This is a genomic window from Kosakonia oryzendophytica, from assembly GCF_900094925.1.
GTDB classification, from domain to species: Bacteria; Pseudomonadota; Gammaproteobacteria; order Enterobacterales; family Enterobacteriaceae; genus Kosakonia; species Kosakonia oryzendophytica.
The window spans coordinates 72,166-96,511 of sequence record NZ_FMAY01000002.1; the positions used below are offsets into that span (position 1 = coordinate 72,166).

The following is a 24,346-nucleotide window of genomic DNA, read 5'->3' on the forward strand; positions in this document are numbered from 1 at the left end:
CGCGAAAATAATAGGGAAATAAGTATTTTACTGATTTCAAATATATTATTTCTCATAATGAAAAATGGGACTATTCTTATCTTTCATTACATCTCAGTTTCAACTATATCCAGATAATATTAATTACATTGCCAGTGTTAGTGGACTCACAGCCGCGTACACATTGTTGTCTATTGTCATTTCCGGTATTGAAGTCGCCTGAAGACAGGTTTGTTCCCGGAATATTCGCCTCTGTCAGTAAGGAACTCGTATGGTTAACCGGATAACCGTCCTGTTGTCCGCCGGGAGTGATTCGCTCTTATTCTGGATGTTAACAGGAGAGGAGAAACTCTCAGCGCCATTTCGTTTTCAGGTGGATCTGTTAAGTAAAGATTTCACCCTTGATCGGCAAAAATTGCTCGGTCAGAACATGACGGTGGTCATTCCGGGTCAATCAGGCGCTGAGCGTTACCTTTCTGGCAAAGTGACCGCTGTTGCCGTTCGTTCCGAAGAGTTGGACGGTACGCGCTACGCTGTTTATCAAACCACGCTGGAACCGGATTTCTGGCCCATGATGCGCGACCGCAACTTTCGCATCTTCCAACAGCAGCGCGTACCGGACATCGCCAAAACGCTGTTTACAGAATACAACGTTAACATCGAAGACAAGCTTACCCGCAGCTATCGGCAATGGGATTATTGCGTGCAATACGCAGAGAGCAGTTTCCATTTTCTGAGCCGTCTGCTGGAGCTTGAAGGTATCAGCTATTTTTTCCGTCACCATAAAGACGGTCACACGCTGGTGCTGATGGATGATTACTCTCAGGCGGAAGCGTTCCCTGGCTATGAGACCCTTCCCTGGCATGCGCAGGCGAGCGGCGGGGCGGTGAGCGAGGAGGGTATCAGCCAGTTACTGGCGCGGCATGTGGTCACGCCTGGCCTGTACAGCACGGACGACTATGATTTTCGAAAACCGCACGCATGGATGCTACAAACGCTGCAAAACCCGGTCTCGCCAACACCAGGGCGCATTGACGTTTATGACTGGCCGGGGCGTTTCGTTGAACATGGCGATGGTGAATCGTATGCCCGTATTCGCCAGCAGTCATGGCAGGCGGAGCAGCAGCAAACCCAGGGAACGGCTACCGCAACCGGCATTGCGCCGGGGCACACTTTTACGCTGATCAATGCGCCCCATTATGCCGACAACGCGAAATGGCTGGTGGTCGGCGCACATTACGCATTCGAAGAAAACCAGTATGCGTCTGGTGATACGGGTGAGGCAAAACACCGCATTGATTTTACTGTGATCCCCGCAGCGACGCCGTTTCGCCCGCCGGTGACGACCGATTGGCCTCGCACGTACGGGCCGCAGACCGCCCGTGTGGTAGGGCCGAAAGGAGAGTCCATCTGGACAGATAAATACGGGCGCGTAAAGGTGAAATTCCACTGGGATCGCGAAAGTCAGGGGGATGAAAACAGCTCCTGCTGGGTGCGTGTCTCCAGTGCCTGGGCAGGTCAGGGTTACGGTGGCGTGCAGATCCCGCGTGTGGGCGATGAAGTGGTGGTGGATTTTATCAACGGCGAGCCGGACAGGCCGATCATCATTGGCCGGGTCTATAATGAAGCCAGCATGCCGCCGTGGGAGTTGCCTGCTGCGGCAACGCAGATGGGCTTTATGAGCCGTTCGAAGGATGGCTCGCCGGATAATGCCAACGCCCTCCGTTTTGAGGATAAACCCGGTGAAGAGCAATTTTGGCTGCATGCCGAGCGCAACATGGATACCGAAGTCGAGAACGACGAAACCCATGATGTGGGCAGTAACCGGACGAAAACCGTCGGCAAAGACGAGACCAGCCATATCAAGCAAAACCGCACCCGCACCGTCGACGGCAATGAAACGGTCACGATTGGTCAGGATCGCAGTAAAACCATTAACGGCAATGAGACCACCACGGTGCAGCAAAACCGCACCGAAAGCGTGAAGGGCAATGAAACCCTCAGCGTGGATCAAAACCGCGATGAAACCATTACCGGCAATCACACCACCACGGTGAAAAGCAATAACACCGGTACGGTCGAAGGCAATCAGACACTGACAGTGGTGCAGGATCGCAGTCGTACCGTTCAGGGCAATGAAACGGTCAGCGTTCAGCAGAACCGGACCGTGAATGTCACCGGCAACCAGACGCTTGATGTCACCGGCAACCGCAATGTGACGGTGCACAGCAGTGAAGTGCGCACGGTGACGCAAAAGCAGGATGTCAGCATTGGTGCCGGGCGCACGTTGAGCATTACCGGCGGCGATACACGTTTTACGCAAGGAAGCGTGGCGGATAGCGCCACGGATACGTTCCGCATCAATGTGGGGGAAAGCGGCATTCTGATCGGTAACGGCAGCGTGGAAATTACCGCAGGCGGATCGACCATCACCATTAATGCCGCCGGCGTTATGGTGAATGGCAAAAAAATTGAGCTTAACGCCTGACGGGGAATGTGAATGAGCACCGCGAAAAACCCCACCGAAAAAGTGATGACCGACCTGGAGTTAAGCTGGCTGGATGCCAGTGAGCACTCAGCACAGACCCGCCTGTTTATCTGGCGGATCCCGGCGGGAGGAGAATCGCTGTTGGACGGTTTTATCGCGCTGCAACAGCACCCGGAAGGACGCACGCTGCCGGATCTGTTTCTTGGGCTGACAACGCCTTTTGAAACCGGCTTCGGTTACAGCGAGGCACTGGGCCGTGAATTTGTTGAACATTATGAGGCCACGCCAGATGCCGCAGAGTGGCAGGCGGAACCCTATCTACCGTGTTACTCCCCTGCACAGTTGCGCCAGTTGCTACAAGGGTTCGCCGACCGGTTTGCAGAAGATCTTCGCTACCTGGTGCTGGTGCTCAAACCTTCCGCCGTAAGCGACGACAGCGCATTAACACGCTGGCTTAACGGTTGGCTGGAACAGGGCGAACCCGCGCCGCGATTGCTGTTGATTGATACCGTTGAACAGCCGGTGTGGCAACCGCTGCTTGATGCACATCCCCATGAGGTTCAGCTGATAGTCGATGACATTGATGGCATGAAGGTGATGCACCAGACCGCACAGCAACAGACCGATCCCGATGGCGATCGTTTGCTGTTTCGCCGCTATCTGGCGGATGCGATGCTGCTGCTGGAAAAAGGCACTGCCGCGCAAGTGGCTGCGCGCGGCGACCTCGCGCTGGCGATTGCCCGGCAACGCGGCTGGGCCGATCAGCAGGCGATGATGCATAACCTGATAGCGGGCGGTTGGCTGAAGGGCAATGATCCTGCACAGGCGGTCGCGCACTACCGACAAGCACAGGATATCTCCGGTGAGATTGCCGAGCCAACGCTGAAAGGACAGTTGCGCACACAGAGTACGTTTGGTGAAGCCGGTGCGTGGTTTGCAAAGAAAGAGTATCTCCAGGCGGCGAAACGTTACCGTCAGGCCGCGCTGGAGGCGCAGGCGATCCCTCACCCGGTTTTTGAAATGGAAGGCTGGCGCATGTCTGGCTTTTGCCTCTGGCTGGCCGGGCATCGTCCAACGGCGATGGAGGAGTACGCCCGTGCGGTGAAGGCGGCGGAAAGCGTTCCTTTACCCGAACGCGGGCAAACCACGCTGCCGCTGGTGTTTCAGGATTTACTGCGTATACATGACAAACGGCGTACCGAGGCCATTGAAGCCTGTGCCGCGCGCTGGCAACGCGAGAAACGCGATTTAATCCAACAGACGGAAGCGCGATTGCCCGCGCAGCCGGGTATTGAACAGGTGAAGCAGGCGGAAAGCCGTCTGCAATTACAGCTTGAAGCCATGTTTACCGTGATCCGCGAAGAGCGGGAGAATCTTATTCGCCGCGGAGATGAAAGTTTTCGACGCGTTATCCGGCTGGCGCGGGAGAAACTGCACCCGCACTGGAATGGTTTGCCGGATATCGCCCACCCCTTTGATGCCCCACCCGGTGAGTGGCAAAGCCTGCCCGCATGGGGGGAAACCGACGTATTGTTATCTGAATCTGCAGGAAGCAACCCCTTATGAAGACCCGTATTATTATCATTGTTGTTGTGACGCTGCTCGCGCTGCTGTTTTTGAGTCTCTCCGATAGCGATCTCGCCACCGAGATCCGTACCTTCCTGCGCGCGCTATTGCGGGCTATGTTCTGAGGCGCGACTGATGCACTCCGGCGCTCACTTCGATCCGCAGCTTGGGCTGGATATTCACACCTACCCGTGGCCGCTACCGACACCCCATATCGGCATCGTGTTTGATGTGTTTGATTATCTCCCGCTGATTGGCACCACGGTGCACGTCAACAGCATTAAGCGTGCCAGCGCCGGAACGGGCGGGATTGCGGTGCATATTCCCGTGGGCGGAGCGTGGATCCCACCGCTGCGTGCACCGGGTGGTCCGCAAATCGAAGATGAGTTGTTTATGGGCAGTAAAACCGTCTCTGTGGACGGCGAGCCCTTCTCCCGCATCGGCATGCCGGTGCTGAGTTGTAATATTCTTGGCCTGATCCCGCCATTTCGCCTGAAACGCGCCACCAAGCCGAAGCCACTGTCACTGACGCTACCGCTGACCTTTAACCTGGCTATCCCCAACAATGTGATTGTGGGCGGGCCGCCGACCATCAACCTGATGGCGCTGCTGATGCGCGCCGGGTTAAGCGGCCTGGGTAAGGGCTTCAAAAAGTTGAAGAAGACGCCGCAGTGGCGGTTGTTTATGCGCCGTTTTCGCAAGCTTCGGCAAAAGCTGTTCCGCAATATGGATCCTGGTTTCCTGAAGTGCCGGGTCCTTCGCGCCGAACCGGTCGATATTCGTGATGGCAGCGTCAGCCTTGAGCACCAGGATTTTCTGTTGCCGGGGCGTCTGCCGCTGGCGTGGAACCGCACTTACTCTTCGGCGGATCTTGATGTTGAAGGGGTGTGCGGCCACGGCTGGTCGACGCCAGCGGATATCCGCCTGGAGGTGATGGTGGATGAAGGCATTGCCATGCTGACGCAACCGGAAGGGATGACGCTGTTTGCCGGATTGCCGCAGGTCGACGGGTATGAGCAGGGCATTCCGGGTTTGCCGGACGGTAGCCGATTGTGGCGGGAAACGGTTAACGGCGAAGTGCTGTGGCAGGTGGCGCAGGAGAGTGGCCCGCAACTGCAATTTAGTGGCGAACAGGGGGTGTTGCCGATCCGCCAGCTTGCCGATCGTAACGGCAATGGCTGGCGTTTTGAGTGGAACGGTAGCGAACTGCTGCAAATTCGCGAGTTCACCCATCAGGGAATGACCGCGCGTGAAATCCTCGTCACCCAGGAGAATCACCGCCTGCTCGCCCTGCGTTTGCGTAATGCGCTGGATGGCGACATCACGCCGCTGACCCGCTACGAATATGACGAGGAAGGGCAATTGAGTGCGGAGATCGATGCCCTGTCGCATCCGCGCCGTTTTTATTATCAGCAGCATCACCTGGTCAGTCACGTTGACCGCAATGGGCAAGGGTTTCACTACCAGTACAACGACATCTGGCAAGTGGTGCATGCTTGGGGCGACGGCGGTGTCTGGGATTATCGGTTTGCGTATCACGGCCTGCTTAACGAAGTGGAGATCACGGATTCACTGGGGCATGTCTCGCGCATTACCTTTGACGAAAACGGCTTGCCGGTGTCGGAAATCGATCCGCTGGGTGGCAACACCGTGTTCCGCTATGACGATTTTGGCCGCACGCTGGAGCTGATTGAGCCGGACGGCAGTAGCCATCGCTGGGAGTATGACGAACTGGGGCGCATGACAGCCGAATATATGGCGGACGGAAGCGTGATTCAGGTGACATATGATGCGTTTGGTGAGGTGTTGGCGCTGACCGATGAGAAGGGCGCTATCTGGCGTTCAGAGTATGATGCGCACGGGAATTTGATTGTCACGATTGACCCGACGGGCGTTGCTTCACGTTATCACTATGATCGCTTTGGGCAGCTTGCTGAGGCTCATAAACCCGGTTTGCCGTCGTGCTGCTATCGCTACGATCGTTTCGGTTTTCTGGAATCGGTAAGCCCTGGTGGGGCAGGCACCACCCGTTTCCGCCACGCCGTGCGTGGCACATTGATCGAACGTATTGATGCTGGTGAGGGGAGCACCCGCTATCACTGGGATAGAAAAGACCGGCTGGTGGCGACAGTGAATCCGGCAGGTGGCGAAGTCCGTATCGCTTACGATCGGGAAGATAACCCGGTTCACTTTACCGATGAACAGGGCAATGTAACCCGTTTCCGTTATAACGGCACCGGGATGCTGACCGCCTGCGAAACGCCCGATGGGACGACGCTCGGTTACCAGTATGACCCGGAAGATCGGTTGTTGGCGGTGATTAATCAACGCGGTCAGCGCTGGCAATTGACCCGCGATGCCCTCGGGAGAGTGACGGCGGAAAGCGACTACTGGGGTCAGGTGACGCGTTACGGCTGGGACAGGGCCAGTCGCCTGATCAGCCGTGAAGATGCACTGGGGCGCAACGTGCGCTATGGCTATGACAAAGCCGGAAGGCTAAGCGAACGGCGCAGTGGTGACACGCTACAAGCGAAATATCACTATGATTTGTGCGGCCGGATGGTGCTATGTGAGAACCCCTGGCGCAGGCTGACATGGCGCTATGACGATGCCGGGCGGCTGCTACTGGAAGAGCAGGACGGTTTCCAGTTGCGTTACAGCTACAATGATCGCGGGTTGCTGATCGCGCGCGATAGCGACAGCGGCCATCAGGTGCGTTATGGACTGGATGAGCATGATCGCCTTGCGCAGGTGCAGCTTAACGATGACGCGCCCATTATTTTCACCTACGACGACAGCGGGTACAGGATCAGCGAGCAGCTCTCCGACGCAGTGAGACGTAACTTCAGTTACGATCGACTTGGGCGGCTCACCTCGCAGCAGGTACTGCAAAACGATTTACCGCTATTTGCCAGCGGTTTTGCCTATGACCGCACAGGTAACCTGACGTTGCGCGAAGAGAGTCAGTGGGGCAGTGATCGTTATACTTACGATCCGGCCGGTCGGTTGATGGCGCATTCCTCACCGGATGGCGTGCTGCGGCAGTTTGTGCAGGATGCAACCGGGAACCATTTGCAGACGCAGACACGCGATGTGAACGACAGTGCGGGCGGCTGGTTCCGTGAAGGCATCCATCATGGCGTGCGCTATGTCTTTGACCGCGCAGGGGAATTGCGCCAGCGCCGCCATATGCAGGACGAGAGCGAAGAAAAAGAAGATTTTACCTGGGATGATCACCGCCAGCTCATTGCTGTGCGCAAAGGCGACAGCCTGGTGCGCTACGGTTATGACGGACTGGGGCGGCGGGTATTCAAACAGACCGCCACGGAAACGCACTGGTTCTACTGGCAGCGTGATGCGCTGGCAGGCGAGACCGTTGCCGCTACGCAAGAGCCGCTGGCGGCGTTAAGCATTTTCGATGCCGGTGGCAGGCTAAAACGGCAGAAAGCCCAGGCAACATTATTCAGCAGCATGCGTGAATATATCTACTATCCCGACAGCTTCCGGCCGCTGGCGCTGCTGACACAGGAAGGAGAGGCAAAACAGAGTTGGCACTATCACTGCGATCCGAACGGTGCGCCAGTGCGACTGACCTCGCCTGACGGGGAAATCGTCTGGTCGGAGAATATCGGTGTCTGGGGGGAAAAAGGGCATGTGTATGTTAACCGCATCGATAATCCGTTGCGCTTCCAGGGGCACTATTACGATGCGGAAACCGGGCTGCACTATAACCGCTATCGCTACTACGACCCGGCAATCGCCGCGTATATCAGCCAGGATCCGATAGGGCTGGCGGGCGGATTAAATGTTTATCAATATGCTCCAAATCCTCTCACATGGATGGATCCTCTTGGTTTAGAGGTGGTGCGTGTTTATCACTACACAAGCAAAGAAGGATATAATGCGATTATGGGTTCCGGTGTGATTAAATCCAGTGATCCTGGTGCCAGGGGACGCGGGTCGATTCAGGGTAAACCTAAAGGCGTTTATGTGACCAAATTGTCGCCAGAAGAATTAAATTCATCCGGGTTAAGAGGTAAAATGGGCCTGACGAAAGATAAAAGTACACATTATATTTCGTTTGAGATTGATAGCAGTAAGGTAAAAACAGTAGACCGACAGAATACGTATCTGCGACTCTATATCGAAGAAGATATACCGCTGAGAAATGCCAATAATAAGTTGCGCGATGATGTTGTTCATGGCCTTTCTGGATGTAACTAATTTAGGAGCGATATATGGCTGAATGGACGGGTGTAATGTATGGGTTTTATACCAATAAACCGCTAGAGGACGTTTTTTCCTCGATGGCGGCGAAAGTAAAACCTGATGGTTATCAACATCAGCGCAACAGTGTGCGTGATGAAGAGTTTTTGCTGTTCTATAAAGATGAGGAAATGCTGAATTACCATCTGGAGAATGGTTATAATTTAGATATTGGCGGGGAAGGGTGTTTTTGCATTGAGGCGAAATCAGCCACGTTGAATGGCGCTGCGACCTTATTTGAGTTTGAAAACGACTCGGATTTTGAGCCTTATGATATAAACCTACGCTTTAATCATATTTATTATTATGTGCTCATTTTACCTGACTTTATTGATAGTGCGGATTTTTGTCAGAAAATATATAATTTATTTGTTAATGTTCTGGAAGAAAATTGATAAATATTCGATATATATCGATAAAGACAATAACAGCCTTGTTGTTTATAAAATGAAAGGCCGGATATACTGATTTACGGCCTTAAAAAAACGTGTTATTCGATGATAATACAACGCGTTGCTGCCAGAAAACTCCCTTCTCAATTTATCTTAAGTTGTATTTTCCTATTTTTTATGCTCGCAAAATTTTGATTATTTGATGAAACCATGCTAAACATGGTTATTAAGAACATAGTGAACGGTGCATGTTATTTAAACTATTGTCTGATATTGATGTGGTGCTTGTCGCTGATAACCCTGAATGGTTACATAATGTATTCAACTACCAATTATGTCTTGCGTGAGGGCACAATGTGTCTGGCATAAATGTGGCCTCAGATTAAATTTAGGATAAGAGCAGAATTTGCCTTTTTATCGCGTCAAAGCAAATAAGAGTTCGCCCGATTTCATTCTCCTGGGGCGGTCGACAATATGGTTCGGAGTTTTTTCACTCCACCCTGTTATTAAGGAGCGCATTCCAGTGCATGACTTATACGACGTAAACCCGGTTTTAGGCGATACCATCGATAAGATTGTCAAAGAGGGCGACAACGCAAGGCAGCGTGGCGATATGGAGAGCGCCCTCTCATTGTACGATAACGCCTGGGGGCTGGTGCCGGAGCCTAAAAGCGACTGGTTGATGCCTTCATTGTGGATCGCTTCCGGTTTTTGCTCCGCCTGGTTTGATAAAGGTGATTTCGTCCGTGCCAAACCCTGGGCTCAGTTTTTGTTAAATCTGCGAACCGACAGGGATACGGCACCTGCTATCATCATGGGCATGGTGTGCTATGAACTTAAGCAGTATGACGAAGCATACGAACATTTTCATCTTGCTTACGGTTATGGGAAAAAGAAGGCATTTCAGGGCCGCGAGAAAAAGTATCTCGACTTTTATCTGCTGGAACGCAAAAAAAAGTAGGTGTTCTTTTTCGGAACGGTTGAAAACGGATTTTTAGCACTCAATAAGCAGCATACAGGCTTGCTGTAACAGAGAGTGGAGTGAAAGCATGGCCGCAGACCAGAGAATTATCGAACTGGTCTGAATGGCGATGCAAATCATATTTCTTATTATCAACTTCTTTTTACGGTTGAGTCATTCAGCCTCGCAAGTCGATATATTTCCGTGATACTTTTCCTTACCAATGCCAGGGTTGTTATTTGTGACTATTAGCATACATATCAATAATCTCAAAAAAACCTCTATATCTGTATAGTGCAATGCTTCGCTATTTTCGTTTTTTTACACTTTGACTTTTTTTACTATTTAAATTCCATAATAAGATTTTCCTTACGCATATATTTCTCCAGTCAGTGCTAGTAGTAAAAGCTCCCGCATAAAACCTGCCAATATGCCGATTGACAATAAGGGAGTCGCACTGTGAACACGTTGAAACCGCTGCTGGCCAGAAACCGTAGCTGGGCGCTATTAAAGCTGAACAGCGATCCGCACTATTTTGAGCAACATCTTCATCAACAACAGCCGCATTCGTTATGGATAGGGTGTTCCGACAGCCGTGTGCCAGCTGAGGTGCTAACCGGCTCTCATCCCGGTGAATTATTTGTTCACCGCAATATCGCCAATATGGTCGACCCGGCGGACGACAACTTTATGAGTGTGTTGCAGTACGCGCTGCATTACCTGAAGGTGCATCGCATCGTGCTGTGCGGCCATTACGGTTGCGGTGGCGTGCAGGCTGCATTGCAATTACCGCAAATGGCACTGGCGGACGAGTCTTCGGCGCTGTCGCGGCGTATTGGTCAACTGCGCGATGTGCTCGGGCATAAAATTGAGGGCGCCGCGCCCAAAACGCCTGATCCGGAAACCCTCAACCACCTGGTGGAAACCAACGTCATCACCCAGTTTTCCCGGCTGGTGCAGACACAACCGGTACTGGACGTGTGGCGCAGTCAACGCGAGCTGAATATTTACGGCTGCGTCTATGAACTGGCGACAGGCCACCTGAAGACGTTGATTGAGAAAACGGCGGAGGAGGCGGTATGAAGAGCAATGCATTGCGCCAGGATACGCTGGCCGGAGTGGTTGTCTTCCTTGTGGCGCTGCCGCTGTGCCTGGGGATTGCCCAAGCCAGCGGGTTACCGCCGTTTGTTGGTCTGCTGACCGGCATTATCGGCGGTTTGTTGGTCACGGCGCTCAGCCCGTCGCGCTTTGCTGTCAGCGGCCCGGCGGCGGGGCTGGTGACCATTGTGGTGGCTTCGGTTGATGCGCTGGGATCGTTCTCCGCCTTTCTGTTTGCGCTGGTGCTGGCGGGCGTCCTGCAACTGGCGATGGGACTTCTGCGCGCCGGACGCTTTATTACACTGGTTCCCGGCAGTGTTATCAAAGGTATGCTGGCAGCCATTGGTTTATTGTTGATTATGCAGCAGATTCCGGTTGCCTTTGGTGCGGTGGAAGAGAGCAGTTTACGCGCGATGTTCAGCGGTGAATTTGCGTTTTCACTGACATCGTTCGCCGTGGCGGCAGGGGGATTGTTGCTGTTGTGGTGCTGGGATTCACGGTCAATTAAACGCTTGAAAAGCTTGGGTTGGATCCCCGGCCCGCTGGTTGCAGTGGTTCTCGGGTGCGCTGTGTCCCTGGTGCTTATCGCCACAGCGCCGCATCTGTTACCTGCGTTGCCGCGTATAACGTTGCCGGAGTTTGGCTCGTTTAGCGATCTGCTCGGCGAGCTGGAAGGGCCGGACTGGATGGCATGGCAAAATCCGGCCGTCTATACCGTGGCGATTACGCTGGCGCTGGTCGCCAGCCTTGAGACGCTGCTCAGCCAGGAAGCGCTGAAGAAGCTGCGCCCGCAAAACCCACCGCCGTCACCCGACAAAGAACTGGTGGCTCAGGGGGTGGGTAACCTGTTTTCGGGGCTCGTCGGAGCAATGCCGATCACGGCCGTGATTGTGCGCAGTTCGGTCAACGTCAGCAACGGCGCGCAATCAAAATTCTCGGTGCTGTTGCAGGGTGTACTGTTGCTCGTGTGCGGTTTGTGGTTCGGCGGCTTTTTGTCGGTGATCCCGCTGGCGAGCCTGGCTGCGGTGCTGCTCTATACCGGGTATAAGCTGGCGACGCCACGTTTGTTTATTGAGCAATTCCGCGCCGGGCCACAACAGTATGTCCCGTTTCTCACCACGGTGGTGGGGATCATCGCGTTTGGCATGCTGGTGGGTATTGCCCTTGGGTTGGTAATGCAGGTGGCGTTAAGCATCTATTACAGCCATCGCAATGCATTGCAACTGGCCCGCTTTGACGATCACTATGTGTTGCGTATTCATCAGAACCTGACGTTTTTGCACAACCCGCGTTTGCAGGCGCTACTGGCGAAGATCCCGGAGCGCAGTGTGGTGATTGTTGAGCATGACAACGCCCACTATTTCGATCCCGATGTTAAAGCGGTGTTGAGCGAGTTTGCCGAAAACGCGCCGCAGCGGGGAATTGAACTGAGTCAGTGGCCGGCAAAATAAACCGCAGTGAAAGCGCTCGCCGTGGCGGGCGCAACCTGCCATTCTGAGTGCTCTTTCCAGAGAGGGCGAAGACCATGTTGACCAATCTGCTGCAACACTTTCCCGCGACTGCCCGTGCAGGCGAAGAGGAGACGTTCGACGATCTGCTGGTGCGACCCGATGTGAAAATCGAACGGATCATCTCTACCGGGCAGGCCAGTCCGCCGGATTTTTGGTACTGCCAGCAGCAAGGAGAATGGGTATTGATACTACAAGGCGCCGCCGGTTTGCAGCTTGAAGGCGAAACGGAAGAACGTGTGTTGCAGGTGGGGGATTTTGTCAATATTCCGGCGCGTTGTCGCCACCGGGTGAACTGGACGCAGGCCGAACCGCCAACCATCTGGCTGGCGATCCATTATGAGCGGGCGGGTTAACTCAGTTATCGGGCAATAAAATGGGTTGCAGACGTTGCCATACCGCCGGGCTGGCAGCCCAGGCGTTGTTGCCTTGCGTCAGCCCATTCCTGGCGAGAAAGTCATTGTGCATGCCGCCTGCTTCTTTGATGATCACCAGACCCGCCAGCGCATCCCAGCTATGCAGGTGCGCCTCAAAGTAGCCGTGTACCTGGCCTGCGGCAACATGGGCCAGCATCAACGCACCTGCGCCGAAACGGCGGTGTTCAACGCCGTGTTCAAACAACGTTTCAATGGTGCGGGTATAGTCGCGCGGCGCAGTGCGGCTTGAACGCCCTAATCCCAGAACCACGGCATCGGGTGCCGGGTCGGTGATCGTCAGTTTCTGGTCATTTAAAAACGCGCCTTTCCCGCGTTCGGCGAAGAAAAACTCCTCGCGATCAGGCGCATAAATCACGCCCAGTTCAATGTGATTGCCGCTAACATAGGCGACGGAAATACACCAGTAATCCATACCAAGAATAAAGTTGGTGGTGCCATCAATAGGGTCAATAACCCACACTCCTTCACTGCCCGGCTCCAGACCTCGCTCTTCGCCAAGCAGGCCGTCCTGCGGACGCTGCGCTTTTAGCCAGGTGCGCAATGCGGTTTCCACATACACATCCGCCTGTGAAACAAAATCCTGGCGGCCTTTCTGTTCAATGGTCAGCCCGTTATCGCGTAGCTGTTTCGCCTCCTGACCGAGACGACGAATCAATGCGCACAGCGCGTGGGTAAACTGTTCTGTCATATCTGGACTCTTAGCCAATGCGTGGTGAGGTTTGTCGGTGAATCAGTTCCACCTTAACCCACTCAATGCGGGAAGGCTGCAACGGATTTTTTGCCCGCTCCAGCAGACGCGTCAATGCCCGGCGGGCGATCTCAGACACATCCTGATGCAAGGTGGTTAACTGGTAACTGAACTGACCGCTTTGCGGTGTGTTATCAAAGCCAATCAGGTGAAAATCCTGTGGGGCGAATTTGCCGCGCTGGCGCATGCCGTCGAGGAAGCCGCACGCCAGTTGCGCATTGGCGCAGAAAATACCTGCCGGTAATTCACCTGTCCATGCGCGAGCGGCCTGAAAACCTCCCTCGTAACCCTCTTCGCTGGCGGTGATGTCGCTTATGTGGCGTTGCGTATCCACACCGAGCTGATGCAGAGCCTGATAAAAGGCTTCGCCGCGCATCATCCCGGCCCAGGTGGATCCCCTATTATTCAGCCAGCCAAAACGGCGGCAGCCAGAGTGAAACAGCTGTTCTGCGGCCTGATATGCGCCGGAGTCATTATCTGAGCAGACAAAGTCCACCAGCGGAATATCCGGTTGGCGGTTAATGCCGACCACCGGGATCTGTTGACTGACACACTCATTGACCAGTGTTTCCGGCGGCTTGCCGGAGGTCACGATGACGCCGGACACGCGAAACTGGGTAAAGCGGCGCAGCGTTGGCGTCAGATCCTGCTCGCCGGTGATTTCGGTCACCAACGCCTGATAGCCGCGACGCTGGATCTCGTGCAATAAGCCCTCCAGTAAGCTACTGCGAAACGGATCGCCAATACGTGCGACGATCACGCCGATCAAATGGCTGCGCTGGCGGTTCAGTCCCTGGGCAAGGAAATTGACCTGGTAACCCAGTTCCTGCGCCGCGCGCAGTACTTTTTCTTTGGTGGACGGGGAGATGCTGCCATTGCTGCTCAGGGCGCGAGAGACCACGGCGCGGGAAACGCCCGCCCGTTTTGCCACGTCCTCGGCGGTGACGGTCTGCTTACGCATTGTCTGACTCAATCTGTCGCCTCCGCATAAGGATTGAGATCGATGGTCATGCCATCCTGGCTGAGAAATAACCCCGGATGTGCCGCGCACGCCTGTGCCAGTGCCGGTAGCGCTGCATCATGACAGTGATACAAGCCCATGCGCGGTAAACGCAATTGTTCAAACAGCGCCAGACAGCCAGGAAAATCGCCGTGCGAGGCATCACTGGCGAGTGCGGTCAGCGACGCGCACTCCTGAAAGGCCAGGCTGGCGTGATGCATCAGCGCGGTGCTTTCCGGTGTCGGACGACCATCGCCACTGTAGAACAGTGCCTTATCACCCATCTCAATGCGCAACGCGAGGTTGGGGATTTCATGATGGGAAAACGCCGTGCGGATTTTCCAGCCTTGCCAGTGCCATTCGGGTTCGCTGTCTCGCCAGTCAATAGGAAAACAGAGGTCGCTCTCAGGCCAGTTCGCGAGGCTTGCCAGTTGCATCAACACCGGGCGTTGCTCGCGTTGCGACCAGATTATCAACGGTTTGCGGCGACCAAAGCTCTTCCAGTGATTGAGCAGCGCTGTCAGCCCGGTGCAGTGATCCGGATGGACATGGGTAAAGTAAATCGCATCGATGTCATTGACATCGCCACGCCGCTGCCAGAGTGCGCGTGGGATCGTGGGGCCACAATCGATCAGCCACTGGCGATGATCAGGGTCAGTCACGCAAATTGCCGAGGTATTTTGCTGCACGGAAAAGGCGCTGCCGCACCCCAGGACATCTATTTTCATTTCGCCCACCAAATTTATTGATGACTTAATCAAATTGTCACAAATAGACGACAAAGTAGGCTCACATAATGTCGGTGCAAAGTTGCATTTTTTTTACAAATAAATGAACACGTGTTCATCGACGCTAAAAAATCGAATAAAAGGATCGCCCGTGAGTTATTTGCAAATTGAAAATCTGAAAATTGGCTATGGCGATAAGATTGTTTTGCACGATATTCATTTGTCGGTAGAAAAAGGCGAAATGATTGCGCTACTAGGGCCATCAGGTTGCGGAAAAACCACACTTCTCAATGCATTATGCGGATTCATTCCGGTGAGGTCGGGCGAAATAGCGATTGCCGGTCGAGACATTACTCACACTACGCCGGAACAGCGAAATATCACTATGGTGTTCCAGAGTTATGCGCTGTGGCCACACTTTACCGTTGCACAAAATATTGGCTATGGGTTGAAAGTCCGTCGCTGGAAAAAAGAGGCGATCCAACAGCGGGTAGAGGAATTATTAAAAATCGTCAATCTTGACGGTTATGCGGAGAGTAAAGTCACCGCGCTTTCAGGCGGGCAACGACAGCGTGTGGCGCTGGCGCGCGCGCTGGCCATTGAACCGGACGTATTGGTGCTTGATGAACCTCTGTCAAACCTGGACGCCAAAGTGCGTCTCAATGTGCGCCACGAAATAAAAGCGCTGCAAAAGCGGCTGGGATTTACCTCGCTGATTGTCACCCACGACCAGCAGGAAGCGTTGGTCATGGCGGATCGTATTGCGGTGCTTAACCGCGGTCGCATTGAACAAATCGGCACGCCGGAAGCGATTTACCACCGCCCGGCGACGCCTTTTGTCGCCGATTTTATGGGGGCCGATAACTGCATTACCCGCCAGGATGCGCGTGGGGAAACACTCTATTTTCGTAGCGCTGATGTGACCATTCACGGGGCATCTGTACCGCCTGACGCACAAGGATTATTGCTGGATGGCGTGGTGGAAGAGAGCGCATTTCTTGGTCACCAGTACCGCCATAGCGTGCGTTGTGACGGGCAGTTATTACTGGCGGATTCGCCACAATGCTGGCCCCCCCGCACGAACGTCATTTTGCATGTACCGCAGCCCGCGCTGCATGTTTTTGAAACCGCTTTGTAATGCCAACCGACACACTCTTTTCCTGGGGATACATCATGTCCGTAAAAACGAAACTTGCTGTACTGGCCACTCTCTGTCTGGGCTATGGAATACACGCTGCGAACGCCGAAACGGTACTCAATGTCGCGACGGCGGGCGATCAAAATATGGTGGACTACGTGAAAACCTGGCTGGGGCCGAAGTTTGAGGCTGCGCATCCTGGTGTGAAAGTGCAGGTGGTCGGAACCGGGCCGGGAGATGCCGGATCAAACAAAATCATGGAGAAACTGACCGCTCAGCAACAAAGCGGCGCGAAAAACTGGGATATCGACGTGGCGGTGGTTCACCAGGCTGTCGGGGGGCAACTGGTGGAAAAAGGATTGCTGGAGAAATACCGCCAGGCCATTAACACCGGTTCGATGGTCTCAGCGGAAAATGCCAAAAATGCTCTGGGCGTGAATGTTGATGGCTACGTGATGCCGATGTTTTTAAGTCAGACGGCGATCGCGTTTAACAGCGAGATGATCAAAACGCCGCCGAAATCTTATGACGAACTGGTGCAGTGGTCGCAACAGAACCCGAAAGCGTTTGGCTATAACGGCATTAAAAACGGCATGTCCGGTGTGAGTTTTGTGGTGGGCTGGATGTATGCCTATGGCACGGATGCACAGCGTTTGTCTGCGCTGCCGTATGACAAAGGTGTGGAAAAAGAGTGGGGGCAGGCCTGGGCCAAGCTGAAAGAATTTAATAAGAATGTGACCTTTACGCCGGGCAACGCCGGAACGCTGGATATGTTGAGCCGTGGCGAGATCACCATGGGGCCGGTGTGGGTGGATATGTTCTATAGCTGGAAAGATCAGGGCAAGCTTCCACCATCCATCAAGTTGGCGTTGATCTCCCCCGGCATGCCAGGCCAGCCAATGTATTACGTGGTGCCTGCACATGCAGCGCAGCCAAAACTGGCACAGGCGTTTATCGCGCTGGCCACCAGCCCGGACGTTCAGGCACAGGGGATCGTAAAACAGTTTAACTGGTATCCGGGTATCGATGCGCAATACGTCAAAGGCAAGCTGGATGAGGCCACCTGGCAGAAACTGTTTGCCGAAATTTCGCCGGAAGATTTGACGAAATACGGTAAAAGCTTCCCGATTAACCCGTACTTCACCGATATCAAAGAAGGCTACGAGAGCCAGGTATCTAACTGATTAACCTTGGTGTCCGCAGCGCTGTGTCTGCGGGCATCTTTTTTGCGGCAACGACTCAGGTTTACCATGCGACACGCAATAAAATATTTACTGTTGGTTGCCCCGGCCACGCTGATGATTGCGGTGTTTTTTCTCTGGCCGTTGGGTTTTTCACTGATTTCCGCATTTACCCGCGAGTCACATCACCTGACGCTGATGCACTTTGCGAAAGTGCTGAGCCTGTATTCGAACGATATCCTGTTCACGGTAGTCATTGTGCTGGCATCGCTGGCGATCCTGCTGCTGCTGTCCATCACCCTTTCGGCGGTGATTGTCCTTTCGCCCTTTCGGGGGATCGTTAAAGCGTTGGCCTTTTTATATCGCCTGCCGTTGTTCATTCCCTTTATTGTCACTGCGCAGATGATGCGGACATTTCTGGCGAAAAACGGCCTGATGAATAATGCGCTGGTGGCTGCGGGCATACTTACCCCCATGGATACTACCTCGCTGTTGGGCTGGAGCGGGATCATCATTACCTTTGTCTGGAAACAGATGGCGTTTTCAACGTTGTTGATTTGCGGAGCGATGTCGGCGGTGGATCCGTCGCACATTCTGGCGGCGAAAAATCTGGGTGCGTCGCGGCTGCGCATGCTCTTCGATATTATTTTGCCGCAGGTGATGCCGACGATTGGCGTGGCGACAGTGCTCTCCACCGTGACCATGATGTCGGTGCTCTCGGTGCCGTTGATGATCGGCACCGGTACGCCAACGATGATGACCGTCGATATGGCGTTTCGTGTTAACTCCTATGGCGACTACCCGGTTGCCAATGCGATGGGGGTGATTTCATACCTGATTTGCGCCCTGTTGTCCTGGTTCTATTTACGCCACAGCCTGCAAGCCAAAGGAGTCAACTGATGAACCCTATTCGGTATAAAATTCACGGTAGCTTTATTCTGCAAACGCTGCTGTTGACGTTTCTGGTGCTGGCGCTGTTTGGTCCGCTGCTTAACCTGTTGATCTGGACGGTGGCGGAGAGCTGGTTCTTTCCCCATGCGTTACCGGGGCAATGGGGGTTGAAGTACTGGGGCCAGGTCTTTAGCCCTTACAGCGATGTTTCCGGATCGTTGTCGATCAGTGTACTGATTGCAGTGCTGGCGGTGATCGTCTGCCTGATCATTTCGGTGCCGGCGGGGTATGCGCTGGCGCAGCGATCCATGCCGTTGCGTGCCTTCTTTATGCTGCTATTTCTGATCCCGCAGGCATTTCCGAACCTGACGGTGTATATGAATGTGGCGCGTCTGTTTTATCAGTGGGGATTAAATGGCAGCGTTGCCGGTGTGGTACTGGTGCACAGTGTGCATGGTTTGATGTACGCCATCTGGATCAGCGTGGCGGCGTTTTCATCCGTCGATCCGCAGCTGGCACGCGCGTCGCGCAATCTTGGCGCGGGGCCGGTGTACACCTTTTTCCATATCGTCCTGCCGCAGGCCGCGCCCGGGCTGATTGCCGCCAGTATCTTTGTTTTTCTCGAGTCGCTGGATGAGTTTACTGCCACCTTCTTTGTTGGCGCGCCGGACATTATTACGCTGCCGATCCTGCTCTATACCGCCAGTATGTCCGGCAATTACCAAGTCTCATCCATTACGGCGTTGATCCTTTTGGTGCCGTCAGTGCTCTTTATGCTCATTATTCAAAGATTTATGCGCCCGGAAATGTTGTCGAAGCTGGGGAAATAGGGGGCGATATGTGCGCTGCTGGTGTGGTGAAGGTATGCTAACCGGCTGTTTGGAATGAAAAAAAGCGCCTGTCGGCGCTTTTTTTCATCAGGTAATGACCATCGGCCACTCTGGCGGTGCTTTGCGGGAGATTTCCTCCATCACCACAACCAGGTTGTGCCAGATATTGGAAAAGTCCACAACTGTCATGCCAAGCAGGCCGGTGGCAAACCAGCATGCTGCGGCCAAACCCAGACCGCTACTGATCACCGCAAGACCCACATAGTCTGCTCTGCGAAAGCGAATGTTCAGTGTACTGGCCATAAACATCAACACTGCGCTCAATATCTGCCAGCGCAACAACACGACGCTGGTGGTAAAGGTAGCCATGAAACCATCCTCAGAAGAATCAAATACCGGGCGGACTGGCGTTATGCACGAGTGGCAGAGATGACGCAGGCGTCCGCGGAGTAGCACAACAAAGTGAAACGGTGTTTTCCATTTCACGAATGTGTGAACTATATCACACTTGGTTGTTTATTCGCCAGCGTGAAAACAGGCCATTTTGTCTCTTTTTTCGTCGATATGTTGGGCTGCGTTATACCGCGATTGTCTTACGGTTATATTTAACCAGGATGGAAATTGATTTAACTTAAATTTATTGATACCGCGCCGTGAATATTTAGCAGACTTATTACTGCAATATTTACAGTTTACAAAACATCTATTATGCTTTTCTGGACAGTAGTCTCTACCTGTGAGTGATTATTCAGGGGATTTGATTTTAAGCGGTATATTCTCTACTGGCACGATTTCGTTACGTCGTTCAGTGTTGTTTTTTCGCCTGCTGTCTGGGCTAATTCGTGGGTGTGACTTTTCCTTCCTGATTCAATCATTTCAGGCCGGCCTGGTGCTTAATAACCTGCGAATGATAAAACATGAAAACAGAGATTTCCGCTGCACCTTTGGAAGATGGGACTGCGGCGCTGGCGCTGCTGGCGAAACTGATGCCGTGGCTAACCGGGAAACATTCGCTGGAAGAGATTCTTCATGCTATCAATGCGGCTTTGGGCGCAAGCCTGGTGTGGGTGCTGGTCGAGCAAGAGGGCGTGCCGCAATTCACCCGCGTGGGTGAAATAACGTGCACATTGCAGGATGCGGTAACGTTGCTGGAACAGTCACAGTTACGACGGAATCTGCGTGCCTGGCGCGTTATTTGTTGGCGACGTCATGTCGGTACACTATTATTCCCTGAGAATACTCTCGTCGGCAATAAATTAAAAAGTGGCATCCTGTGTAAATTGCATGTGCAGGAGTCTGGTCTTAGTGGTTATTTCTTTGTGGCATTTCCGCAGTCCACTTTATCATTATCTGTAATGAAGAATGTCGTCATCATTTTAGTTGAAAAGCTAAAGAGTTTTCTTGTAGAGATTATTTCACGGGATCGCGCAGCGAAAGAGATACAACACGTTATCGAACAATATAAAGCGTTATTTGATCGCGCCCCGGTATTAATGAATTCCTTTGATAAAAATAACCGCTGTATTTTATGGAATGGTGAATGCGAGCGTCTCTTCGGCTGGACGCTGGAGCAGCTCAACCAGCAGCCCGATCCATTAGCATTGTTTTTCCCTGATCCACTGGTGCGTCAGCAAGTTCGCGCTTCGGTTAATACTTCACCGGCTGTCGACATGCACGAGTGGCACCCTGTACGCCGTGACGGCCAGGTACTGACGGTACTTTGGTCAAACATCCTGCTGCCCGATCATTCCATCCTCAGTATCGGGCTGGATATCACTGCGCGTAAAAAGGCGGAGCAGCAGATGGAGAGAAAAGCCACCATTGACGATCTGACGGGATGCTACAACCGATTTGCTATCCTGCAACATTTAAAAGCGTTGCTGGTCAGTTGTAATCCAAGCGATCCGCGTAGTCATTTCAGTCTGTTAATGCTCGATCTTGATCACTTCAAGAATATCAACGATCGCTGGGGGCACCTCACGGGCGATGCGGCACTGATCCATTTCTGCGATAAGATCCGTGAGCATAGCGATCCCTCCTGGTTGTTTGGGCGATTGGGTGGTGAGGAATTTCTGATTTTGATGCCGTACACCAGTAGCAAATCGGCATTGCGTTTTAGCCAAAAAATGCGTGCTACCTTAACGCAAACGCCATTATTAAGCATTGGTGAAAAGATCACCTTATCCTTTAGCGCTGGTTTAGTATTTGTCACGAGCGACCAGGTGGATACTTCAGTTTTACTTACGCTTGCAGACAATGCGTTGTACGATGCGAAGCGTGCCGGACGCAGTAAAACCGTGATTGCTGGAGCCTTTTTATAAATAAAGGAGGAATTATGAAGGAAACTCAAAATCCGCATGAAAAAATTTCCGCATGGCCTGTTCTTTTTTATCCTGTTGTTAGTTTGGCTTAATCAGCGATTCCTGGTTGCATTAAGTAAAAACTAACCTGAACTACGGATTAATATTTTCCCTAATATAAACATCGAGCCGACTTTTAGTTTGGCTTACGGTCGAATATTATCGTCATAACCAAATATTAGGTTTTTAATGATAAAAGTCAGTTGCTAATGTCGTATGATTCATGCAACGTAATCACCTGTTTATCAAAGCATCCTGCCGTACAATTAAAAGGCACATAAAATGCATGGATATAGGCGGACATGAATCATAGCGTGCGTCGCAAGATGCTCTGGGTCATTGGGATAATCCTGGTAGTTCTACTACCAGTGATGCTCTCGCTATGGTTTGCGCATATCCGTGCGGTAAAAGAAACAGGCGAGCAACTCCACTCCTTTGCTCAATTGGCGTTAAATAAAACAGAAGCGGTAGTTCAGCAGGTGGATACGGCTCGTTTAGCCGCAGAGAAATATCAAGGTCAAATTTGTACGCCAGAGCATCGGGCTGCAATGCTCAATATCGTGCGCGGCAGTTTGTATGTCTCCGATTTAATTTATGCACGCAGTGGACATTTTTTATGTTCGAGCGTAATAACGCCCGAACAACCGTATGCTATTTCACCAGCTGAGTATAAACGCCGTCCTGATATTGCTATTTATTACTACCGGGATACCCCTTTTTACGCTGGCTATAAAATGGTCTACATGCAGCGTGGAAATTATGTTGCGGTGGTTAACCCGCTCGCCTATAGCGATGTCATGTCAGAAGATAATGAACTGGCATACGGTGTTTACGATACGGTAACCCATTTATTCTTCTCAGTGAGTCGTTCGACGGATATCGGCACGCTGTCAAAGCTGGTGAACCGGAACGACGCGACATTTCAGCAGGGCACGCGTTTTTACACCATTGCCCACTCTGACAAACGGCCGATTGCTATTATCGTGTCCACCTCCAGCGACCACTATCTTCAGGCCTTTTACCGCCAGGTGACGTTCACCCTGCCGCTGGGGATGGTCTGCAGCGTGATCATCTTATTAATATGGTCACGAACACGGCAGGAATTTAATTCCCCGCGCCGTCTGCTCCATCGGGCATTAACGAAGCGCCAACTCTGCCTTCATTACCAACCTATTATTGATATCAAAAGTGGCACTTGCGTGGGGGCAGAAGCGTTGTTGCGCTGGCCGGGTTTTAACGGCCAGGTCATGAGTCCGGCTGAATTTATTCCGTTGGCGGAAAAAGAGGGCATGATCGAACGTGTGACCGATTATGTCGTCGATGAAGTCTTTAATGATTTGGGCGATTTTCTGCCGCAAGTTCCCGATCTCTACATCTCCATCAACTTATCTGCTGCGGATTTCCACTCTTCACGCCTGATTTCGTTAATTGCCAACAAAACCAGGGAGCATGCCGTGCGCGCCGGGCAAATCAAGATTGAAGTGACCGAACGCGGGTTTATCGATGTACCGAAAACCACGCCGGTGATTCAGGCGTTTCGCCAGGCTGGCTACGAAGTGGCAATAGATGATTTCGGCACCGGCTACTCCAATTTGCACAATCTCTACTCCCTTAATGTCGATATCCTGAAAATCGACAAATCCTTTATTGATACGCTCACCACCAACAGTACCAGTCACCTGATTGCCGAACACATTATCGAGATGGCGCAGAGTCTGCGTCTGAAGATCATTGCGGAAGGGGTGGAAACGGCGGAACAGGTGACCTGGTTGCTAAAACGGGGCGTTCAGTTTTGCCAGGGGTGGTACTTTGCGAAGGCGCTGCCGCCACAGGAATTCAAACGCTGGGTGCAGCAGCCGCCGTCGTTAAACTGATTGCCCATCAGGCATGATGTCGGTAATCGCTGGGGGTGCGGTCAAACTCCCGGCGAAATACGCGCGAAAACGTCTGCTGTGAGACGTACCCCAAATCCATCGCAATATCAAAAATAGGGCGTTGTGTCGTACGCAGTGCTTCCGCTGCCAGCAGCAAACGGCGCTGACGAATATAGTCGCCAAGCGTTTGATGCATTACGGTACGGAACATTCGTTGCAGATACCACTTTGAATAACCTGACTTTCTTGCGACAACATCAATGTTCATTGGTTGGTCGATATGTTCATCAATCCATTCAATAAGGGTCTGAATAATCTGCTGATGGGACATAAAGCTTCCTCATTTCCCGATTCGTCGTTTTGTCTGGGAGCGAGTATAATTCCTCAAGTTAACTTGAGGTAAAGAGGTTTTATGGAAAAGAGAATGCCGCGTATAAAAGCCCTGCTGAGCCCCGGTGAAGTGGCGAAACGTAGCGGGGTGGCTGTCTCGGCGCTGCACTTTTATGAGAGCAAAGGCTTGATTAAAAGTACCCGTAATACCGGTAATCAGCGGCGCTATACCCGTGATGTGCTGCGTTATGTGGCAATCATTAAGATTGCGCAACGCATTGGCATTCCACTGGCGACCATCGGTGAAGCATTCGGCGTCTTACCGGAAGGGCACACGCTCAGTGCAAAAGAGTGGAAACAGTTGTCGTCTCAATGGCGCGACGAACTGGATCGCCGCATTCATACGCTGGTTGCGCTACGTGATGAGCTGGATGGGTGTATTGGTTGCGGTTGCCTGTCGCGCAGCGACTGCCCGTTACGTAACCCTGGCGACCAGCTTGGGCAACAGGGTACCGGCGCGCGCCTGCTGGAAGACGACTGAGACGCATAAAAAACTAAAGCGCCCGTTGGG

21 protein-coding genes are annotated in these 24,346 nt (G+C 52.8%); 16 read left to right on the forward strand and 5 right to left on the reverse strand.

Annotated features, from left to right (window positions below; translation table 11 throughout):
• The first annotated feature begins 250 nt into the window (after window positions 1-250).
• The 9 genes from GA0061071_RS03515 (at window position 251) to GA0061071_RS03555 (ending at window position 12,614) form a co-directional block, all read left to right on the forward strand.
• Window positions 251-2,467, forward strand: coding sequence for a type VI secretion system Vgr family protein (locus tag GA0061071_RS03515; protein ID WP_061498771.1), 2,217 nt, complete (start codon window positions 251-253; stop codon window positions 2,465-2,467).
• Window positions 2,468-2,479: 12 nt separating this feature from the next.
• A complete protein-coding gene (locus tag GA0061071_RS03520; protein ID WP_088237234.1) occupies window positions 2,480-4,033 on the forward strand; it encodes a hypothetical protein in 1,554 nt (517 codons plus the stop codon).
• Window positions 4,030-4,158: a hypothetical protein gene (locus tag GA0061071_RS23690; protein ID WP_088237235.1), complete on the forward strand. Its 129-nt coding sequence runs from the start codon at window positions 4,030-4,032 to the stop codon at window positions 4,156-4,158. Before GA0061071_RS03520 ends, GA0061071_RS23690 begins: the two co-directional genes overlap by 4 nt.
• A gap of 10 nt (window positions 4,159-4,168) precedes the next feature.
• Window positions 4,169-8,257, forward strand: a complete 4,089-nt coding sequence (locus GA0061071_RS03530; RefSeq protein WP_139109642.1) for an RHS repeat-associated core domain-containing protein — start codon at window positions 4,169-4,171, stop codon at window positions 8,255-8,257.
• Between the two features lie 14 nt (window positions 8,258-8,271).
• Entirely contained in the window at window positions 8,272-8,694 is a 423-nt protein-coding gene (locus GA0061071_RS03535) for a hypothetical protein (protein ID WP_061498763.1), read from the forward strand.
• 520 nt (window positions 8,695-9,214) lie between these two features.
• Entirely contained in the window at window positions 9,215-9,652 is a 438-nt protein-coding gene (locus GA0061071_RS03540) for a tetratricopeptide repeat protein (protein ID WP_061498759.1), read from the forward strand.
• Between the two features lie 459 nt (window positions 9,653-10,111).
• Window positions 10,112-10,735: a carbonic anhydrase gene (locus tag GA0061071_RS03545; protein WP_061498755.1), complete on the forward strand. Its 624-nt coding sequence runs from the start codon at window positions 10,112-10,114 to the stop codon at window positions 10,733-10,735.
• Window positions 10,732-12,201 carry a SulP family inorganic anion transporter gene (locus GA0061071_RS03550; RefSeq protein WP_061498752.1) on the forward strand — a complete coding sequence of 490 codons (1,470 nt, stop codon included), beginning with the start codon at window positions 10,732-10,734 and terminating at the stop codon, window positions 12,199-12,201. The genes GA0061071_RS03545 and GA0061071_RS03550 overlap by 4 nt, the downstream gene beginning before the upstream one ends.
• 74 nt (window positions 12,202-12,275) lie before the next feature.
• Window positions 12,276-12,614 (forward strand): cupin domain-containing protein, encoded by a 339-nt coding sequence (locus tag GA0061071_RS03555; RefSeq protein WP_088237236.1) that lies wholly within the window; start codon window positions 12,276-12,278, stop codon window positions 12,612-12,614.
• Window position 12,615: 1 nt separating this feature from the next.
• Here the strand turns inward: GA0061071_RS03555 and GA0061071_RS03560 are convergent, their stop codons facing one another.
• The 3 genes from GA0061071_RS03560 to GA0061071_RS03570 are packed head-to-tail and all read right to left on the reverse strand — an operon-like array spanning window position 12,616 to window position 15,171.
• Entirely contained in the window at window positions 12,616-13,383 is a 768-nt protein-coding gene (locus GA0061071_RS03560; RefSeq protein WP_088237237.1) for an inositol monophosphatase family protein, read from the reverse strand.
• A gap of 10 nt (window positions 13,384-13,393) precedes the next feature.
• Complete coding sequence (locus GA0061071_RS03565; RefSeq protein ID WP_170933835.1) at window positions 13,394-14,404, reverse strand: LacI family DNA-binding transcriptional regulator; 1,011 nt, start codon at window positions 14,402-14,404, stop codon at window positions 13,394-13,396.
• A gap of 8 nt (window positions 14,405-14,412) precedes the next feature.
• Window positions 14,413-15,171, reverse strand: a complete 759-nt coding sequence (locus GA0061071_RS03570; RefSeq protein WP_088237423.1) for an MBL fold metallo-hydrolase — start codon at window positions 15,169-15,171, stop codon at window positions 14,413-14,415.
• A gap of 151 nt (window positions 15,172-15,322) precedes the next feature.
• On the opposite strand from GA0061071_RS03570, the gene GA0061071_RS03575 reads away from it, so the two are divergent.
• From GA0061071_RS03575 to GA0061071_RS03590, 4 genes are all read left to right on the forward strand, one after another.
• Entirely contained in the window at window positions 15,323-16,309 is a 987-nt protein-coding gene (locus GA0061071_RS03575; RefSeq protein ID WP_082794190.1) for an ABC transporter ATP-binding protein, read from the forward strand.
• 35 nt (window positions 16,310-16,344) lie between these two features.
• The gene (locus GA0061071_RS03580) at window positions 16,345-17,493 is read left to right on the forward strand and encodes an ABC transporter substrate-binding protein (RefSeq protein ID WP_088237239.1); all 1,149 of its coding nucleotides are present in this window, start codon (window positions 16,345-16,347) and stop codon (window positions 17,491-17,493) included.
• A gap of 66 nt (window positions 17,494-17,559) precedes the next feature.
• The gene (locus GA0061071_RS03585; protein WP_061498732.1) at window positions 17,560-18,390 is read left to right on the forward strand and encodes an ABC transporter permease; all 831 of its coding nucleotides are present in this window, start codon (window positions 17,560-17,562) and stop codon (window positions 18,388-18,390) included.
• Complete coding sequence (locus tag GA0061071_RS03590; RefSeq protein ID WP_088237240.1) at window positions 18,390-19,211, forward strand: ABC transporter permease; 822 nt, start codon at window positions 18,390-18,392, stop codon at window positions 19,209-19,211. The genes GA0061071_RS03585 and GA0061071_RS03590 overlap by 1 nt, the downstream gene beginning before the upstream one ends.
• 87 nt (window positions 19,212-19,298) lie before the next feature.
• Here the strand turns inward: GA0061071_RS03590 and GA0061071_RS03595 are convergent, their stop codons facing one another.
• Window positions 19,299-19,580, reverse strand: coding sequence for a YjcB family protein (locus GA0061071_RS03595; RefSeq protein ID WP_061498726.1), 282 nt, complete (start codon window positions 19,578-19,580; stop codon window positions 19,299-19,301).
• Window positions 19,581-20,128: 548 nt separating this feature from the next.
• Here GA0061071_RS03595 and GA0061071_RS03600 point away from each other — a divergent pair.
• Together GA0061071_RS03600 and GA0061071_RS03605 are read left to right on the forward strand one after the other, a co-directional pair.
• Complete coding sequence (locus GA0061071_RS03600) at window positions 20,129-21,532, forward strand: GGDEF domain-containing protein (RefSeq protein ID WP_088237241.1); 1,404 nt, start codon at window positions 20,129-20,131, stop codon at window positions 21,530-21,532.
• A gap of 341 nt (window positions 21,533-21,873) precedes the next feature.
• Window positions 21,874-23,445 carry an EAL domain-containing protein gene (locus tag GA0061071_RS03605; RefSeq protein ID WP_061498720.1) on the forward strand — a complete coding sequence of 524 codons (1,572 nt, stop codon included), beginning with the start codon at window positions 21,874-21,876 and terminating at the stop codon, window positions 23,443-23,445.
• Window positions 23,446-23,452: 7 nt separating this feature from the next.
• Here GA0061071_RS03605 and soxS read toward each other — a convergent pair whose 3' ends face one another.
• Window positions 23,453-23,776: a superoxide response transcriptional regulator SoxS gene (gene soxS / locus GA0061071_RS03610; RefSeq protein ID WP_061498717.1), complete on the reverse strand. Its 324-nt coding sequence runs from the start codon at window positions 23,774-23,776 to the stop codon at window positions 23,453-23,455.
• Between the two features lie 81 nt (window positions 23,777-23,857).
• Between soxS and soxR the strand changes: the two genes are divergently transcribed.
• Complete coding sequence (soxR, locus tag GA0061071_RS03615; RefSeq protein ID WP_061498714.1) at window positions 23,858-24,316, forward strand: redox-sensitive transcriptional activator SoxR; 459 nt, start codon at window positions 23,858-23,860, stop codon at window positions 24,314-24,316.
• Window positions 24,317-24,346 lie beyond the last annotated feature (30 nt).

Bases quoted from the DNA above. Each gene is read 5' to 3' on its own strand.
- GA0061071_RS03550 (WP_061498752.1), top strand. From the start codon at position 10,732: ATGAAGAGCAATGCATTGCGCCAGGATACGCTGGCCGGAGTGGTTGTC.
- GA0061071_RS03585 (WP_061498732.1), top strand. From the start codon at position 17,560: ATGCGACACGCAATAAAATATTTACTGTTGGTTGCCCCGGCCACGCTG.
- GA0061071_RS03530 (WP_139109642.1), top strand. From the start codon at position 4,169: ATGCACTCCGGCGCTCACTTCGATCCGCAGCTTGGGCTGGATATTCAC.
- GA0061071_RS03555 (WP_088237236.1), top strand. From the start codon at position 12,276: ATGTTGACCAATCTGCTGCAACACTTTCCCGCGACTGCCCGTGCAGGC.
- GA0061071_RS03560 (WP_088237237.1), bottom strand. From the start codon at position 13,383: ATGACAGAACAGTTTACCCACGCGCTGTGCGCATTGATTCGTCGTCTC.
- GA0061071_RS03515 (WP_061498771.1), top strand. From the start codon at position 251: ATGGTTAACCGGATAACCGTCCTGTTGTCCGCCGGGAGTGATTCGCTC.
- GA0061071_RS03535 (WP_061498763.1), top strand. From the start codon at position 8,272: ATGGCTGAATGGACGGGTGTAATGTATGGGTTTTATACCAATAAACCG.
- GA0061071_RS23690 (WP_088237235.1), top strand. From the start codon at position 4,030: ATGAAGACCCGTATTATTATCATTGTTGTTGTGACGCTGCTCGCGCTG.
- GA0061071_RS03565 (WP_170933835.1), bottom strand. From the start codon at position 14,404: ATGCGTAAGCAGACCGTCACCGCCGAGGACGTGGCAAAACGGGCGGGC.
- GA0061071_RS03580 (WP_088237239.1), top strand. From the start codon at position 16,345: ATGTCCGTAAAAACGAAACTTGCTGTACTGGCCACTCTCTGTCTGGGC.
- GA0061071_RS03570 (WP_088237423.1), bottom strand. From the start codon at position 15,171: ATGAAAATAGATGTCCTGGGGTGCGGCAGCGCCTTTTCCGTGCAGCAA.
- GA0061071_RS03590 (WP_088237240.1), top strand. From the start codon at position 18,390: ATGAACCCTATTCGGTATAAAATTCACGGTAGCTTTATTCTGCAAACG.
- soxS (WP_061498717.1), bottom strand. From the start codon at position 23,776: ATGTCCCATCAGCAGATTATTCAGACCCTTATTGAATGGATTGATGAA.
- soxR (WP_061498714.1), top strand. From the start codon at position 23,858: ATGGAAAAGAGAATGCCGCGTATAAAAGCCCTGCTGAGCCCCGGTGAA.
- GA0061071_RS03600 (WP_088237241.1), top strand. From the start codon at position 20,129: ATGAAAACAGAGATTTCCGCTGCACCTTTGGAAGATGGGACTGCGGCG.
- GA0061071_RS03595 (WP_061498726.1), bottom strand. From the start codon at position 19,580: ATGGCTACCTTTACCACCAGCGTCGTGTTGTTGCGCTGGCAGATATTG.
- GA0061071_RS03520 (WP_088237234.1), top strand. From the start codon at position 2,480: ATGAGCACCGCGAAAAACCCCACCGAAAAAGTGATGACCGACCTGGAG.
- GA0061071_RS03605 (WP_061498720.1), top strand. From the start codon at position 21,874: ATGAATCATAGCGTGCGTCGCAAGATGCTCTGGGTCATTGGGATAATC.